This window comes from Pedomonas sp. (genome assembly GCF_036515995.1).
In the GTDB taxonomy this organism is placed as follows: domain Bacteria; phylum Pseudomonadota; class Alphaproteobacteria; order Sphingomonadales; family Sphingomonadaceae; genus Pedomonas.
The window spans coordinates 1-14,553 of record NZ_DATBUP010000073.1 but is presented as its reverse complement, the minus strand read 5'-3'; the positions used below and the strand labels follow the sequence as shown (position 1 = coordinate 14,553).

The window sequence follows — 14,553 nt, the reverse complement described above, 5'->3', positions numbered from 1 at the left end:
ACTGTCAGTTCTCGGTGCCGGGCTGCGGTTGAGACCGAGGTTCCAACTGTGATTCTAACCTTGGTTCGGACGACGTTTTCTGGGCAGCCCGCCCGCGTGGTCCCTTGAAGTAGTCTTGTACCCAAGGGTGTGGAAATTCCAGAAGTTCCTCGATCGTGCCGACGACGATGACGCGCTTCTCCGCCAGAACCGCGATGCGATCGCAGATGGTGTGGAGGGTGTCGAGATCGTGGGTGATGAGAAAGACGGTCAGGCCCAGCGTGTCGCGCAGGCGCATGACCAGCTCATCCAGCGCCGCCGCGCCGATGGGATCGAGGCCGGCGGTGGGCTCGTCAAGGAACAGGATCAGCGGATCGAGCGCGAGCGCCCGCGCCATGCCTGCGCGCTTGCGCATGCCGCCGGAGAGGTCCGACGGGAACTTGGCCCCGGCATCGGGCGGCAGGCCGACCAGATCGATCTTGAAGGCGGCAAGGCCGTCCAGCAGCTCCTGCTCCATCTGGTAATATTCGCGCAAGGGCACCTGCACGTTCTCCGCCACCGACAGGGAGGAGAACAGCGCGCCGTTCTGGAACAGCACGCCCCACGTGCGGCGCAGCTCTTTGGCTTCGGCCTCGCTGAGCGAGAGGGCGTCATAGTCCAGCACCTTGATGGAGCCTTCGGCGGGCGTCTGGAGGCCGATGACAGAGCGCAGCAGCACCGACTTGCCCGTGCCCGAGCCGCCGACGATGCCGATGATCTCGCCCCGGCGGATGTCGAGATCGAGATTCTCGTGCACCACCTGCGCGCCGAACTGGTTCTTCAGCCCACGGATGCTGATGATGATGTCCTGCCCGTTGCCGGCGTCCGGCGCGGCGGTCTCGGGCGCATCGGGGGCGGGTGAGGCGGCGTCAGTCATACTCTTTACATCCCGATCGCGCTGAAGAAGACGGCGAAGAAGGCATCCAGCACGATGACCATGAAGATGGATTCAACGACCGAGATGGTGGTTCGCTCACCGACCGAGGCGGCATCGCCCGAGACCTGCATCCCCTCGAAGCAGCCGGCGACGGCGATGATCATGCCGAACACGGGGGCCTTGATCATGCCGACGAGGAAGTCGTTCATGGTGATGGTGGTGCGCATGCGGGCAAGGAAGGTGTCGATGGGAATGTCCAGCGACAGCCAGCCGAAGATCACGCCGCCCAGAAGCGCAAGGAGGCTGGCGTAGAACACCAAGAGCGGCATCAGGAGGATGAGCGCGAGCATGCGCGGCAGCACCAGCGTGTCGATGGGATCGATGCCGATGGTGCGCATGGCGTCCACCTCCTCGGTGAGGCGCATGGTGCCGATCTGGGCGGTGAAGGCCGAGCCCGACCGGCCCGCCACCATGATGGCGGTGAGCAGGACGCCCAGCTCGCGCACGGTGGAGATGCTGACCAGATCGACGACGAAGATCTCTGCGCCGAATTTGCGGAGCTGGAACGCGCCCTGCTGCACCAGCACGAGACCGATGAGGAAGGACATGAGGCCGATGATGGGCAGGGCGTTGAGGCCGATCTGCTCCATCTGGTTGGTGAGCGCCACCCAGCGGATGCGGCGTGGGTGTATGATCTGGCGGCCGAGGCGGGCCAACACCAACCCGAAGAAGGCCAGCAGGGAGCCGAAACGATCCGCGATGCGGACGGTGGCCCCGCCCAGATAGGCAAGCTCTCGGATGAGCAGCGGAGCCTGCTTCTTTGCCGGAGTGGCGGGGACCTCATGCTCGCGCGCCTGACCGAGCAGGGTTTCCTGATCAGGGGTGGCGTTCTCGTAGCGGGCGTCCGCTCCGGCCTCGCTCCAGGTGCGCAGGAAACGGTGGACGAGCCACGCGCCCGAGGTGTCCATGGCGGACAGGCCGGAGAGATCAACGACCATCGGCTGCCCGGAGGCGGGCTTGATTCGCTCGAGCCGGGCGTAAGCCTCGCCTGCGGACGCTACGGTCAGCGCCCCGCCGAGACGGACCGTGCAAGCCCCATCGGTCTCCTCGACGGTGATGTCCGCAGTACGCAGGTCTGTCACTGGCTTCTCCTCGTGCCGTTCATATTAGATTAATGGCCTTAAGGCCGAGGACAAGCCAAGCTTCTTCGGTTATCCACCATATTTCGGCCACATGGCGCTGGGAAAGAAAGCGCGTATGGCAGACCATGGTATCATTGTTGGCGATTGCGCGACCCCTATCTGGGGTCTGACATCGCATGAGCGTATTCGGCGTATCTTCAAGGCGCGCGGCGTGCCCCTCTCTGACGGCGGAGCGTTTGCGCCCGACGATCGGGTTGTGCTGGCTGATGCGCGCTTCGCGTTCGACCCGGCGTGGATGCGCGCCGTCCTCGAGCAGCCGACCGTGCTGACGTGGGACGGCAAGCCCATTCTGGCCAACGTGACCGGCAAGGACGCCGATGCCGTGCGCCGGGCCATGGAAACCGGCGAGGCGTGGACCGCCCCGGCGGACGTGATCCTGATGGCAGCCGATGGCGACGCCACGGTTTACAACCATGAACTGCGCAAGCGCGAACGCCCGTTCGTGGAGCCGCTGCTGCCCGAGACCGTGCGCAGCATCGAGCGCCAGAGCTATTACGGCGCCTACAAGGGCGTGACCGACTTGCTGACCAAATACGCCTGGCCCGAGCTGGCGCTGGTGCTGACCCGCTGGGCGGCCAAGCTGGGGCTGACCCCGAACATGGTGACGGCGGTGGGTTTCGTGCTGTGCATCGGTGCGACCTTCGCCTTCTTCGAGGGCTATCTGTGGACCGGCATGCTCATGGGCTGGACCATGATGGTGCTGGACACGGTGGACGGGAAGCTGGCCCGCTGCACCATTACCTCATCCGCCATCGGCAACGTGTTCGACCACGGCATCGACCTCATCCACCCTCCGTTCTGGTACTGGGGCTGGCTGGCAGGCCTTGCCGCCTATGGCACGCCGATCGGGGCGGAGGCCTATGAGATGCTGCTGTGGATCATCTTCGGCACTTACATTCTGGGCCGGGTGATCGAGGGCATCTTTGAGTGGCGCTACAAGATGCACATTCACGTGTGGCGCAAGATCGACAGCCAGTTCCGCCTGATCACGGCGCGCCGCAATCCGAACGTGCTGATCCTACTGGTGGCGCTGGCCCTTGGCCGTCCTGACGTGGGCATTTTCCTCGTCGCGCTGTGGAGCATCCTCTCGCTGCTGTTCCACACCGTGCGGCTGGTTCAGGCTTTTGCGTCCCGCAAGCCGATCGTGTCGTGGATGAGCGAGGCCTGATGAGCGCTGACATCACCGCGCTGGTGCCTGCCGGGCGGCGGCCGGGGGTGGACCCGCTCGCGGCGCACTTCGGCGCGGACTTCAAGGCCGTCATTCCCATACGCGGCGAGCCGATGGTCGCTCACGTGGTGAGGGCACTGCTGGCAAGCCCGCGCATCGGCCGTGTCGTCATCCTGACGCAGGAGCCGGACAGCTTCCTGCGGCGTCCGGACCTGGCGTGGCTGGCGCAGGACCCGCGCATCGTCTGGCGGCAATCTTCCGATTCCGTGAGCGCCAGCGTGCTGGGCGCCATCAGGGCATTCGGGGCGGAGAAGACGCCATTCCTGCTGACGACGGCGGATCATCCGCTGCTGACGCCGGACATGATCGACGCCTTCGTCTCGCAGGCGCAGCGCGAGCAGGCGGACATTGCCGTCGGGTTCGTCGAGAGCCGCACGCTGCTGGCCAAGTACCCCGAGAACAAGCGCACCTGGCTGAAATTCCGCGGCGGCTGGTATTCCGGCGCGAACCTGTTCTACTTCGGCTCGCCCCGGGTGGCGCCGGCGCTGACCCTGTGGCGCGAGGTGGAGCAGGACCGCAAGAAGGTGTGGAAGCTGTTCGCCAAGTTCGGCCCGTGGCTGTTCGTGCAGGCGTTGCTGCGCATCGCGTCCCTGCGCGGCGCGCTGGCATCGGCCGGGCGCAGGCTGGGGCTCAAGGTCGCACCGGTGGTGCTGGACATTCCCGAAGCGTGTATTGACGTGGACAAGGTAGCGGACTTCCACCTCGTTGAAAAGATTCTGGCCGGGCACCATCAATGACCAAAGTGAAGCTGGCGATCTATGACATGGATCGCACCATCACCCATTACGGGACCTATACGCCGTTCCTGATGTCCTGGGCGCTGCGGCACCGGCCGTGGCGGCTGCTGTTCACGCCGGTGGTGGTGCTGTGCCTTGGCGCCTATGCCGCCAAGCTGATCACGCGCGGCCGCCTGAAGACCTTGATGCTCTCCATGATGGTGGGCAAGCCGACCCGCACGGCGCTGGAGCCCGCCATCGAGCATTTCGTCGGGCGGCTGATGGCCAAGGCGGTCTATCCGGGCGCGCTGGAGCAGCTGCGGGCGGACAAGGCCGCAGGCGCGCGGCTCATTCTGGCGACCGCGAGCTATGACTTCTACGTGGCCGCCATCGCCCGTCGCCTCGGCATGGACGATGTGGTGGCGACCCGCGCTGTTTGGTCGGAAACCGAATCCATCCTGCCTTCCATCGAGGGTGAGAACTGTTACGGCGAGGCCAAGCTGACGATGGTGAAGGCCTATCTGCGGGACGTGCTGAAGCTGGACCGCAAGGACTGCCACATCGTCTTCTACTCCGACCACCACTCAGACCTGCCGATGTTCGAGTACGCGGACGAGCAGGTTGTGACCAATCCGAACAAGAAGCTGCGCGAGATTGCCAATGCGCGCGGCTGGCCGATCATAGTGTGGGGCGTGCAGCGCTTCACCAAGCTGGCGGCTTAATTTCAGCCAGAGCTTGTCGTGATTTACGCGGCCGCGGAGAGGGCCGGGGCGACGTCCGCCGGGCGGGCTTCGCTGAGCAGCAGGCGGGTGTAGGCATCGAGCGCGCGGGAGAGATCATACTCCTGCGCCCGCTCCATCAGCCGCGAGGACTGGCGCGGCTGACCCAGCCGCCAGCGCATGGCGTCCGCCAGGGCTTCATCGTTCTCGATTTCCACCAGCGGGCCGTAAGCGCCGTCATCCAGCACTTCGATGGTGCCGGTGGGGCAGCGGGTGGCAACGACCGGGCAACCGCAGGCCATGGCCTCGAGCAGGGCGTTGCTCATGCCCTCCCACGACGACGAGAGAACGTAGAGCGCGGCCCGGCGCAGGTAGGCGAACGGGTTCTCCACATAGCCCATCAGCGCAACGTCTTCGGCAACGCCGAGCCGCTCGGCCAGATCCAGCAGTTCCTGCTGCGCCTGCGGCGAGCCGGTGCCCAGAATCATGAGGCGCGCGGGCTGCTGACGGCGCAGCAGCGCAAAGGCGCGGATGAGCAGGGGGAAGTTCTTCTGCCGGTGCAGGCGGCCGATGCCGAGGATGACCGGCGGCTGGCCGGGGCCGAACCACGGGTGCTTGACCTCCTGGCGGGAGAGCTGGCCGATGCGGCTGACGTCGATGCCGTTGGGGACGACCTCGATCTCGTCCTGCGGCAGCCCGAGGCGGCTGCCGAGATTCCTTGCCAGCTCGTCAGAGACGGAGACAACGCGGTCCGCCATGGCGAACATGGCGCGCAGCAGCGGGCGGGCCGAGGCGGCCAGCAGGCGTGAGGCCGCCGATTCCCAGCCGCTGCGCCGGGCGTGGCTGAGGTCGTTGGAGGCGCGCATGATGAGGCGCGGCGCGTCTTCCAGCCGGAAGCAGGCCATGGCCGCCAGCGGGTGAATATGGTTTCCCGCCGAGAACAGCACGCGCGGGCGGTGCTGGCGCAGGTAGGCGCGCAGGTGATTGGCGGCGGCGAGCGTCCCGAGGAAGCGGTTGGCGGAGGCCTGCGGCATCAGCGAGACCAGCTTGATGCGCGGGTGATCGAACGGGCGGAAGTCGCCCTCCGCCTGCACCACCACCAGATCGACCCGGAGGCCGGCAAGGGCCGCCTGCCGGGCGATGCGCAGGGCATTGCGGACGACGCCGGAGGCGCGCAGGTCATAGATGAGAACGGCGACATCAGGCTGGACAACGGGAAGGGCGACGCCGGCCGCGTGGGGGACGCGGGCAGAGGCGGCAAGGCTGTCCATGACCGGCAGCACCTCGGCATTACGGCTGACGCTGGATTGCACGAGAAAAGATCCCTGTTTTGACCCGTCCGAGGCACCTGATACGCCCCTGTGCTGAACTCCATGTGACGGGGATATGGAGATTCTATGGCAGAGGCGGCGAAACCGGACCGGGCCGCCAGGAAAAATCATGAAACAGGCAAGGCTCGTTGACATGTGATAACATAACATCTAAATCGGGAGACCTGTGAACATGGGGGTGTAACAATGGCTTCTCCGTCCCGACTGGCAGCTTTTGCCCTGGGTGTTTCGTCTCTGGTTCTGATGAGCGCGGCCACGTCCGCTGCTGCGGAAACCGTTGCCGAGGAAGATAACCGGCATGCACATGCCCAGGACGCGGACATTATTGTCTCAGCCCCGCTGCAACGGGAACGGCTCGACTCATTGCAGGCGACCTCAGTGCTGAGCGCGGAGGCGCTGCAGCGCTCCATGCAGGGCACGATCGGCGAGACGCTGGCGGGTCTGCCGGGCGTGAGCGCCACCTCGTTCGGGCCCGGTGCTTCCCGCCCGGTGCTGCGCGGCTTTCAGGGCGAGCGCATCCGCGTGCTCTATGACGGGCTTGGCAGCGTGGACGCCTCCGGCTCCTCGCCGGACCATGCGGTGTCCGCCGACCCGCTGACGGCGGAGCGGATCGAGGTGCTGCGCGGCCCGGCGACGCTGCTTTACGGCTCCTCCGCCGTGGGCGGCGTGGTCAACCAGATCGACCGGCGCATTCCGATCAAGGCCCCCAAGGGCGGCTTCGAGGGCGAGGCGCAGGCAATCTTCGGCACCGCGGCGAACGAGGTGAGCCTTGGCACCAGCCTGACCGGCGAAATTGCGCCGTCATGGGTGGGACAGGTGAGCGGCTCCTTCCGCGATACCGGAGACATGCGCATTGGCGGTTACGCGGAATCCCGCGCGCTGCGGGAGCAGGCGCATGACGATGACCACGATCACGATCACGAGCACGACCACGACCACGATCATGACCATGGCGACGAGCATGGCGAGGAGGCGGAACGCGGCAAGCTGAAGAACAGCGCGGTGCGCACCAAGACCGGCTCGGTGGGGCTGACCAGGCTGTTCGACCAGGGATACTTCGGCGCGGCGGTGAGCCTTTATGACAGCCGCTACGGCGTGCCGGGCCACATGCACGTGGGCGAGGGTGATGACGATCATGGGCATGATCACGACCACGACCACGAGCATGAAGGCGAGGACGAGCACGATGTTCGCATCGATCTGAAGCAGGTTCGGGTCGATCTGAAGGGCGGCTACCGCTTCGACAGCGGGTTCATCGAGGAAGCCAAGCTGCGGTTCGGCTGGGCGGACTATCGCCATTTCGAGATCGAGAACGGCGAGATTGGCACCCGCTTTGATGTGCGTGGCTATGAGGGGCGGCTGGAGCTGGTGCAGCGCCAGCGCGGCAACTGGCGCGGCGCGTTCGGCGTGCAGGGCATGAACCGCAAGTTCGAAGCGACGGGCGCGGAAGCCTATCTGCCCGCCAACAAGACCCGGCAGCTGGGCGTTTTTGCGCTGCAGGAAGGCCGCTTCGGCCCGCTGACGGTGGAAGGCGCGCTGCGCTACGAATACAACGACGTGGACGCGGCAGGCATGCGCGGCCGCACCTTCCATGCGGTGAGCGGCTCGTTGGGCGGCGTCTATCGGCTGTCAGACGCCTGGAGCACGGGTGTCAGCCTTTCGCGCACCTCCCGCGCGCCCTCGGCCGAGGAGCTTTACGCCAATGGCCCGCACGTGGCGACGCGCTCCTATCTGGTGGGCGATGCCACGTTCTCGAAGGAAAAGGCGTGGGGCGCGGAGGGCTGGCTGCGCGCCGAGACCGATGCGTTCAGCGTGGGGGCGACCGTCTACTGGAGCCGCTTCGACGATTACATCTATGAGCAGGCAACGGGCGCATTCGACCATGGCCTGCCGGTTTACCAGTATCTGCAGACCGACGCCCGCTACGTGGGCGTGGAGCTGGAGGGCTCGGTCACGCTGGCCAAGGCCGGGAACTGGACGTTCGTGGCCGATGCGGTGGCGGATTATACCCGCGCCACCAATCTCAACACCGACACGCCGCTGCCGCGCATTCCGGCCAAGCGGGTGCGGGGAGGACTTGAGGCGCAATCGGAACGCCTGACCACCCGCGCCGAGGTGGAAGTGGCCGACGACATGACGCGCATCTCCCCCAACGAGCTGCCGACCGAGGGTTACACCATGGTCAACCTCTCGGCGGCGTGGCGGCCGTGGGGCTATGAGCGCGACGTGACGGTGATGGTGCAGGCCAACAACCTGTTCGACGTGACGGCCCGCCGCCATGCCTCCTTCCTGAAGGATATGGCGCCGCTGGCCGGGCGGGACGTGCGGCTCAACCTGCACGTCGGGTTCTAAAGAAAAGAGGAGGCCCCGGCCGCGCATGCCGCCGGGGCTTTTCTTTTTTTACGCTATCGCAAAATCAACGCAGGCCTTGCACTGAAGCACCAGCGGATCGACCACCGCCATGGCGGTGAGGCTCTGGTTGATGACCAGCGGCAGTTCCGTGCAGGCGGTGATGACGGCCTCGCACCCGGCGGCCTCATGGCGGGCCAGCAGCGCCCGGAACGAGCGGGCGAAGCTTTCGTCCATCTCCCCCTTCGCCAGACGGGACTGGATGGCCTGCACCATGTCCCGGTCTTCTTTTGCTGGAATATCTACCTGCAGGCCCGCAGCTTCCAGCGGCGCGGCATAAAAGCCGCTTTCCATGGTGAAGAGCGTGCCCAGCAACAGCACACGGCGCAGGCCGCGCGCCACCAGATGATCCCGCACCAGATGCACGGCGTGGAAAAAGGGCGCGTCCTTGGGAAGCGTATCCGCGATCTGATCGTAGGCGTGGTGAAGGGTGTTGTTGGCAATCATCCAGCAGTCCGGCCGGAAGGAGAGCAGGGTTTCGATTTCCTTGCGCAGCAGCCCCGGGATTTCCGCCCAGCCGTCGCCATAGCGGCTTTTGATGGCGTGGTAATCAATGCTGTAGAGGGCGATGCGCGCCGAGTGGTGCCCGCCGAGACGCTGCTGCACGTCTTCATTCAGCAGACGATAGGGCAGCATGGTAGACGGCCAGCTCGTGCCGCCAAGCACTCCGATCAGTTTCATCCAGCCACCCCGCGATTTTCCATAAATGCGGGATAGCATGGCACGGGCCGGACAGACGGGCAATCAGGCGGCCAGCGCAACCGGCGTAATGGGTGTGAGCGCGGCCAGGAACTGGCGGGTGCTTTCCTCCCATGAGAAATTGCCGGCATAGCGGGCGCAGGCGTTGCGATTGCATCTGAGCGCGGCACCGATGGCGATTTCCAGATTATCGTGCAGCGAGCCGACGGGCGCGTGCCAGCCGCGCACCGTGCCGCGTCCGTCAACTCCGATGACGTCGAGCGGGCCGGGGACGGGCAGGGCGGCAACCGGCAGGCCGCTGGCCAGCGCCTCGATCATCACGAGGCCGAAGGTGTCAGTCTCGCTGGGGAAGACGAACACATCCGCATTCGCATAGGTGCCGGCCAGCGCTTCTCCCTGAAGCGGGCCGAGGAAAACCGCATCCGGGTATTTCTGCCGGAGGGCAGGCAGGGCGGGGCCGTCTCCCACAATGACCTTGGTGCCGGGGTGGCGGGTTTGCAGAAAGGCTTCCAGATTTTTCTCAATCGCCACCCGCCCGACGTAAAGTTGCACCGGGCGGGGGAGTGCAGCCAGCGCCGGGTGGGGCTGGGCATCCGGGTGGAAGCGGGACAGGTCTACCCCGCGTGTCCACTGCGCGGTGTGGGGCAGGCCGCGCGCGTGCAACTCCTCCGCCAGACGCGGCGTTGCCGTGAGAATGCGCTGGGCCGGCGCGTGGAACCAGCGGATGTAATGCCAGAACCAGTCTGCAGGAAGCCGGGTGCGCGCCGAGACATATTCGGGAAAGCGGGTGTGAAAGGCGGTGGTGAACGGCAGAGCGTTTTTCAGGCAGGCATGGCGGGCGGCAATGCCGAGCGGACCTTCGGTGGCGATGTGAATGGCATCCGGCGAAAATTCGGCGATGCGTTTTGCCACCTCACGGCGCGGCGCGAGCGCAAGGCGAATTTCCGGATAGGTGGGGCAGGGGAGCGAGCGGAACAGGCTCGGCGTGATGAGCTGGACCGTGTGCCCCCTTGCTTCCAGCTTGCCCACGATGGTTTGCAGCGTCCGGACCACGCCGTTGATCTGGGGAGCCCAGGCATCGGTAACGATGGTGATTCTCATGCGCCGATTGCCTCCTGTTGCGGCTCTTTTTGTAGTTCACGTTCCGGTCGGCGCGCAGCCTCGCGCGGGTGGTGCCGGAATTTCTCTTCCGTCTTGTGGCGGCGGACTTCCTCGGCCCAGTCGATGATCTCCATGCGGCCGTCAGGGTGCTCGACGAGGGCGGTGCAGCTCTCCACCCAGTCGCCGTCGTTGTAATAGGTGACAGTGCCGAACTGGCGGATCTCGGCGGCGTGAATGTGGCCGCAGACGACGCCGTCCGCGCCGCGCTCGCGGGCGGCGTGGGCGACAGCCTCCTCGTAGCGGCAGATGTATTCCACCGCGTTCTTCACCTTGCGCTTGAGGTAGGCGGAGAGCGACCAGTAGGGCAGGCCGAAGCGCCGCCGGACTGTGTTGACGACGGTGTTCAGCCGCAGCAGCAGGCTGTAGGCGCTGTCTCCGAGAAAAGCGAGCCAGCGGGCATAAAGCACGACGCCGTCGAACTCATCGCCATGAAGGATGAGCAGGCGGCGGCCATCGGCGGTTCGATGCAGCGCCTGGGCCATGATCTCGACGCCGCCGAAGTTGAGGCCGATATAGTCCCGCAGCGCTTCGTCGTGATTGCCGGGAATGTAGACGACCCGCGTGCCCTTCTTGGCCATTTTCAGGACGCGCCGAACCACGTCGGTGTGGGCGGTAGGCCAGTACCAGCCGCGCTTCAGACGCCAGCCGTCGATGATATCGCCTGCCAGATATATGGTGTCGCAGCGGACGGATTTGAGAAAGTCCAGCAGCAGGGCGGCATTGCAGCCGGGCGTGCCGAGGTGGACGTCAGAGATCCAGACGGTGCGGACGGTGAGGCGGCGGGGCTCGGCCTCGTCATCGTCCTCGCGGACCCAGTCCGGCAGGAGGGCGGTCGGGTCCCGGTCCGGCACGGGAAACGGAAGAATGGGGGGATTATCAAGGCTGGCCGGGCGGCAGCGAGCGACAGCAGTCATCATGACCCTTCCGCATCTTGGCCGCCGTCAGGAAGGAGCCTTGCAACCCACCTGTTACAGCCGGCCTGTTACAGTCAGGTTGTAGCCGGGTTGTGTGTCGCTTTCTTTACGAAGACGTTTCGATAGTTAAATGAACTGTGCGTAGGGCGGACATGCGACTTTTTTAACAGGGGGTCCACCTTGCGCTGATCTGGCAGCTTACCTATCTTTGGAGGGCAGAGAGACGGATCCGTATCGGTTTCTTTGTGCGTGCTCTGGCGAGTGCGCGATTTCCTCCCTGAACCCTGGCCACTCCACCGCTCGGTAGAGTGGCCTTTTTTTGTCCGCAGTTCAGGGATTTGTCTGGCGGTGGAGGTGTTCCGGGCCTATTCCGCAGCCGGGCGCAGGGCAGGCGCAAGCTTGAGCGCGGGCAGGCCGGCATGCACGGCGGCGAAGACCTGCGCCAGATGACGGCGCAGCGTCGTAAGCCCGGCCTGACGGGTCAGGTGCAGCTCTGACATGTACAGGCTGCGATCGATCTCGATCTGAACCACATGCACGTTGCGCTGGGGCTGGCCATAGGCCTCGGTGGTGTAGCCGCCCGAATAGGGCGTGTTCAGCGCCGTGCGGTAGCCCGCGGCCTCGATGGCTTCCTGCACCAGCGACAGGACGGACGGCGCGCAGGCTTCGCCCCAGCGGTTGCCGAGGACCATCTGCGGGCGGGGCTGGCCGTTGCGCGAGGTGGGCGGCAGGGCGGCGGAGGGCATGGAATGGCAGTCCAGCAGCACGGCATAGCCATGGGTGCGCCGGGCTTCCTCGATCAGCGCCCGCAGGGCCGTGTGGTAGGGTTTGTGCACCGCCTCGAGCCGCGCATAGGCTTCCTCCAGCGGCAGGCGGGCGTTGTAGATATCCAGCCCGATGCCGGCCACGCGGGGAATGACACCAAGACCGGCGGCGACGCGCTCGGTATCGCAACGGGCGTGATCGGGCAGGGGCTCGGAGAACATGACCGGATCAAGCTCATCCGGCGCGCGGTTGAGGTCCACGTAGGCGCGGGCATAGCGGGCGCAGAGGAGCGGCAGGCCAAGCGAGGGCGCATCCCCCACAAGTTCATCGACGAACGCATCCTCGGAGCGGCGCAGCAGGCGCAGATCCAGCCGGGAGCGGCGGAGAAAATCGGAGGGGTAGATGGTCCCGCTGTGGGGGGATGCAATGATCAACGGAGCGCAAGCGCCCTCCGGTCGTTGAATCCGGTACGGTCGGTTCGGAGAATCGGCGAGAGTAACCAGAGTCATGGCGTCAGGATGGGGGGCAAAGGTTGCACACGCAATCTTAAACTTCTTCGGACAGTGTTTTCATTCAAACTATCATGGTCTGATAATGACGATGGCAGACGTGAGGCGTCCGGTGGTCAAGATTCTTCTGGCCGAAGACGATGATTCTATGCGGGCGTTCCTGACCCGGGCGATCGAGCGCGCGGGCTATGAAGTCAACGCCGTAGATAGGGGCACCGCAGCGCTGCCCCTGATTGCAACAGGCACCTATGACCTGCTGCTGACCGACATCGTGATGCCGGAGATGGACGGCATCGAGCTGGCCCAGCGGGCGGCTGCTCTGGCACCCAGCATGCGGGTGGTATTCATCACCGGCTTTGCCGCAGTTGCGCTCAGCCGCGCCACAAGTGCGGCGCCCAAAGCCAAGGTGCTGTCAAAACCCTTTCATCTTCGTGATCTAGTCAGTGAGATCGAGCGCCTGCTCGCCGCCTGACAACTTGGCCCTTTCTCATCGCCGGGTTAGGATATTCAGACCGTGCGGGCGGCGGGTGATGCCTGACGGGAGCACGAGATGCGCATGGCTTGGATGAGAGTGGCACGGTTTGCGGCCGCCCTGACCCTTGGAGTGGGGGCGGCGGCCGGAGCGGGTTGGGCAGGAGCGGCGAAGATGGACAGCGGGCGGCCGATCGTGATTGCGCATCGCGGGGCGAGCGCGGAACGGCCAGAGCATACCCTGGCGGCCTATGAGCGGGCGATCGAGCGCGGGGCGGACTTCATCGAGCCTGATCTGGTCTCGACCAAGGACGGCGTGCTGGTGGCCCGCCACGAAAACGAGATCGGCGGCACGACCGACGTTGCCACCCGGCCGGAGTTCGCGGACCGGCGCACCACCAAGCGGATCGACGGGCGGGAGGTGACCGGCTGGTTCACCGAGGACTTCACCCTGGCCGAGCTGAAGACGCTGCGCGCGCGGGAGCGGCTGCCCATGGTGCGCCCGGCCAACGTGGCGTTCGACGGCCGCTATGCCGTGCCGACGCTGGAGGACATCATCCAGCTGGCCCGCCGCAAGGAGGCGGAGACGGGCCGAAGCATCGGCCTCTACATCGAGACCAAGCATCCCAGCTATTTCCAGAATATTGGCCTGCCGCTGGAGCCGGAGCTGCTGCGCGTGCTCACCGCCCATGGATACGAGGGGCCGCAAGCCCCGGTGTTCCTGCAATCCTTCGAGGTGGCGAACCTGAAGGCGCTGCGAGCGCAGACCCGGCTGCCGCTGGTGCAGCTTATGGAGGCGAACGGCGCGCCCTATGACCGCGTGCTGGCGGGCGAGACCGTGCGCTACGCGGACATGGCGACGCCCGAGGGGCTGGCGTTGATTGCAACCTACGCAGACGCCATCGGCATCCAGAAGGAGATGCTGGTGCCGCGTACCCCCGAGAACGACATCGCCGAGCCGACGACTCTGGTACGGGACGCCCACGCGGCGGGCCTTGGCGTGCACGTGTGGACCTTCCGCAGCGAGAATCTGTTCCTGCCGCGCCGCTGGCAGGTGAGCGCAGGCGCGGGCGGGGGCACAACAGTGCTTCCGGCCGGTCGCGGGCAGGCCGAGGCGGAGCTGGAGCTGTTCCTGGAGCTTGGCGTTGACGGAGTGTTTGCGGACGATCCGGCCGTTGCCGTGCCGGTGCGCGACCGCTTGCTCCAGACAAAAATGCAGAGCGCTGCAAAAAAGTGATTTTGGGCCCTTGCGTTTGTTCGGAAGTTTTGTATAAGGCCGACCTCCGCACGGCACTGCCGGCGGATTGAAGCGGGTGGGCGTGTAGCTCAGTGGTAGAGCACTGTGTTGACATCGCAGGGGTCGCAAGTTCAATCCTTGCCACGCCCACCATTCTCCCCCTCAGCCGAAGCTGTGCGTATCCCTGGCGCCTCGTCTGGCGCTGGCTTGAAGCTGCATCCCGCTCGTTCGCAGTACGCCCCTTTAACGTAATCAGCCAAACGTCCGGGACGGCGCCGATCCGGGCTGGGAACATGC

At 65.6% G+C, this 14,553-nt stretch carries 13 protein-coding genes and 1 tRNA gene; 7 read left to right on the top strand and 7 right to left on the bottom strand.

All coding sequences use genetic code 11. The annotated features are described in order from the left end of the window. Positions 1-4: 4 nt before the first annotated feature. Together VIG90_RS05770 and VIG90_RS05765 are read right to left on the bottom strand one after the other, a co-directional pair. Positions 5-895: an ABC transporter ATP-binding protein gene (locus VIG90_RS05770; protein WP_331592517.1), complete on the bottom strand. Its 891-nt coding sequence runs from the start codon at positions 893-895 to the stop codon at positions 5-7. Between the two features lie 5 nt (positions 896-900). Beyond that, positions 901-2,037: an MlaE family lipid ABC transporter permease subunit gene (locus VIG90_RS05765; RefSeq protein ID WP_331592516.1), complete on the bottom strand. Its 1,137-nt coding sequence runs from the start codon at positions 2,035-2,037 to the stop codon at positions 901-903. 115 nt (positions 2,038-2,152) lie between these two features. On the opposite strand from VIG90_RS05765, the gene VIG90_RS05760 reads away from it, so the two are divergent. From VIG90_RS05760 to VIG90_RS05750, 3 genes are read left to right on the top strand one after another with little or no spacing between them, the layout of a single operon-like run. Then, positions 2,153-3,265 (top strand): CDP-alcohol phosphatidyltransferase family protein, encoded by a 1,113-nt coding sequence (locus VIG90_RS05760; RefSeq protein WP_331592515.1) that lies wholly within the window; start codon positions 2,153-2,155, stop codon positions 3,263-3,265. Continuing rightward, complete coding sequence (locus VIG90_RS05755; RefSeq protein WP_331592514.1) at positions 3,265-4,062, top strand: NTP transferase domain-containing protein; 798 nt, start codon at positions 3,265-3,267, stop codon at positions 4,060-4,062. The genes VIG90_RS05760 and VIG90_RS05755 overlap by 1 nt, the downstream gene beginning before the upstream one ends. Then, on the top strand, positions 4,059-4,763 hold the full coding sequence (locus tag VIG90_RS05750; RefSeq protein ID WP_331592513.1) for an HAD-IB family hydrolase: 705 nt from the start codon (positions 4,059-4,061) through the stop codon (positions 4,761-4,763). The genes VIG90_RS05755 and VIG90_RS05750 overlap by 4 nt, the downstream gene beginning before the upstream one ends. Positions 4,764-4,786: 23 nt before the next feature. Here VIG90_RS05750 and VIG90_RS05745 read toward each other — a convergent pair whose 3' ends face one another. Then, entirely contained in the window at positions 4,787-6,073 is a 1,287-nt protein-coding gene (locus VIG90_RS05745) for a glycosyltransferase (protein ID WP_331592512.1), read from the bottom strand. Between the two features lie 204 nt (positions 6,074-6,277). On the opposite strand from VIG90_RS05745, the gene VIG90_RS05740 reads away from it, so the two are divergent. Continuing rightward, positions 6,278-8,443: a TonB-dependent receptor gene (locus VIG90_RS05740; RefSeq protein WP_331592511.1), complete on the top strand. Its 2,166-nt coding sequence runs from the start codon at positions 6,278-6,280 to the stop codon at positions 8,441-8,443. Between the two features lie 48 nt (positions 8,444-8,491). Here VIG90_RS05740 and VIG90_RS05735 read toward each other — a convergent pair whose 3' ends face one another. The 4 genes from VIG90_RS05735 to VIG90_RS05720 form a co-directional block, all read right to left on the bottom strand. After that, positions 8,492-9,181, bottom strand: coding sequence for an aspartate/glutamate racemase family protein (locus VIG90_RS05735; protein ID WP_331592510.1), 690 nt, complete (start codon positions 9,179-9,181; stop codon positions 8,492-8,494). Positions 9,182-9,244: 63 nt separating this feature from the next. Beyond that, positions 9,245-10,300, bottom strand: coding sequence for a glycosyltransferase family 1 protein (locus VIG90_RS05730; protein WP_331592508.1), 1,056 nt, complete (start codon positions 10,298-10,300; stop codon positions 9,245-9,247). Continuing rightward, positions 10,297-11,274, bottom strand: a complete 978-nt coding sequence (locus VIG90_RS05725) for a UDP-2,3-diacylglucosamine diphosphatase (RefSeq protein ID WP_331592506.1) — start codon at positions 11,272-11,274, stop codon at positions 10,297-10,299. Before VIG90_RS05725 ends, VIG90_RS05730 begins: the two co-directional genes overlap by 4 nt. Positions 11,275-11,639: 365 nt before the next feature. Beyond that, a complete protein-coding gene (locus tag VIG90_RS05720) occupies positions 11,640-12,473 on the bottom strand; it encodes an N-formylglutamate amidohydrolase (protein WP_331592505.1) in 834 nt (277 codons plus the stop codon). 187 nt (positions 12,474-12,660) lie between these two features. Between VIG90_RS05720 and cpdR the strand changes: the two genes are divergently transcribed. The 3 genes from cpdR to VIG90_RS05705 all read left to right on the top strand — a co-directional run bounded on the left by cpdR (position 12,661) and on the right by VIG90_RS05705 (position 14,409). Continuing rightward, complete coding sequence (gene cpdR, locus VIG90_RS05715; protein ID WP_331592504.1) at positions 12,661-13,020, top strand: cell cycle two-component system response regulator CpdR; 360 nt, start codon at positions 12,661-12,663, stop codon at positions 13,018-13,020. A gap of 84 nt (positions 13,021-13,104) precedes the next feature. Then, a complete protein-coding gene (locus tag VIG90_RS05710; protein ID WP_414695468.1) occupies positions 13,105-14,256 on the top strand; it encodes a glycerophosphodiester phosphodiesterase in 1,152 nt (383 codons plus the stop codon). Positions 14,257-14,334: 78 nt separating this feature from the next. Beyond that, positions 14,335-14,409: transfer RNA gene (locus VIG90_RS05705), tRNA-Val, on the top strand. The last annotated feature ends 144 nt before the right edge of the window (positions 14,410-14,553 follow it).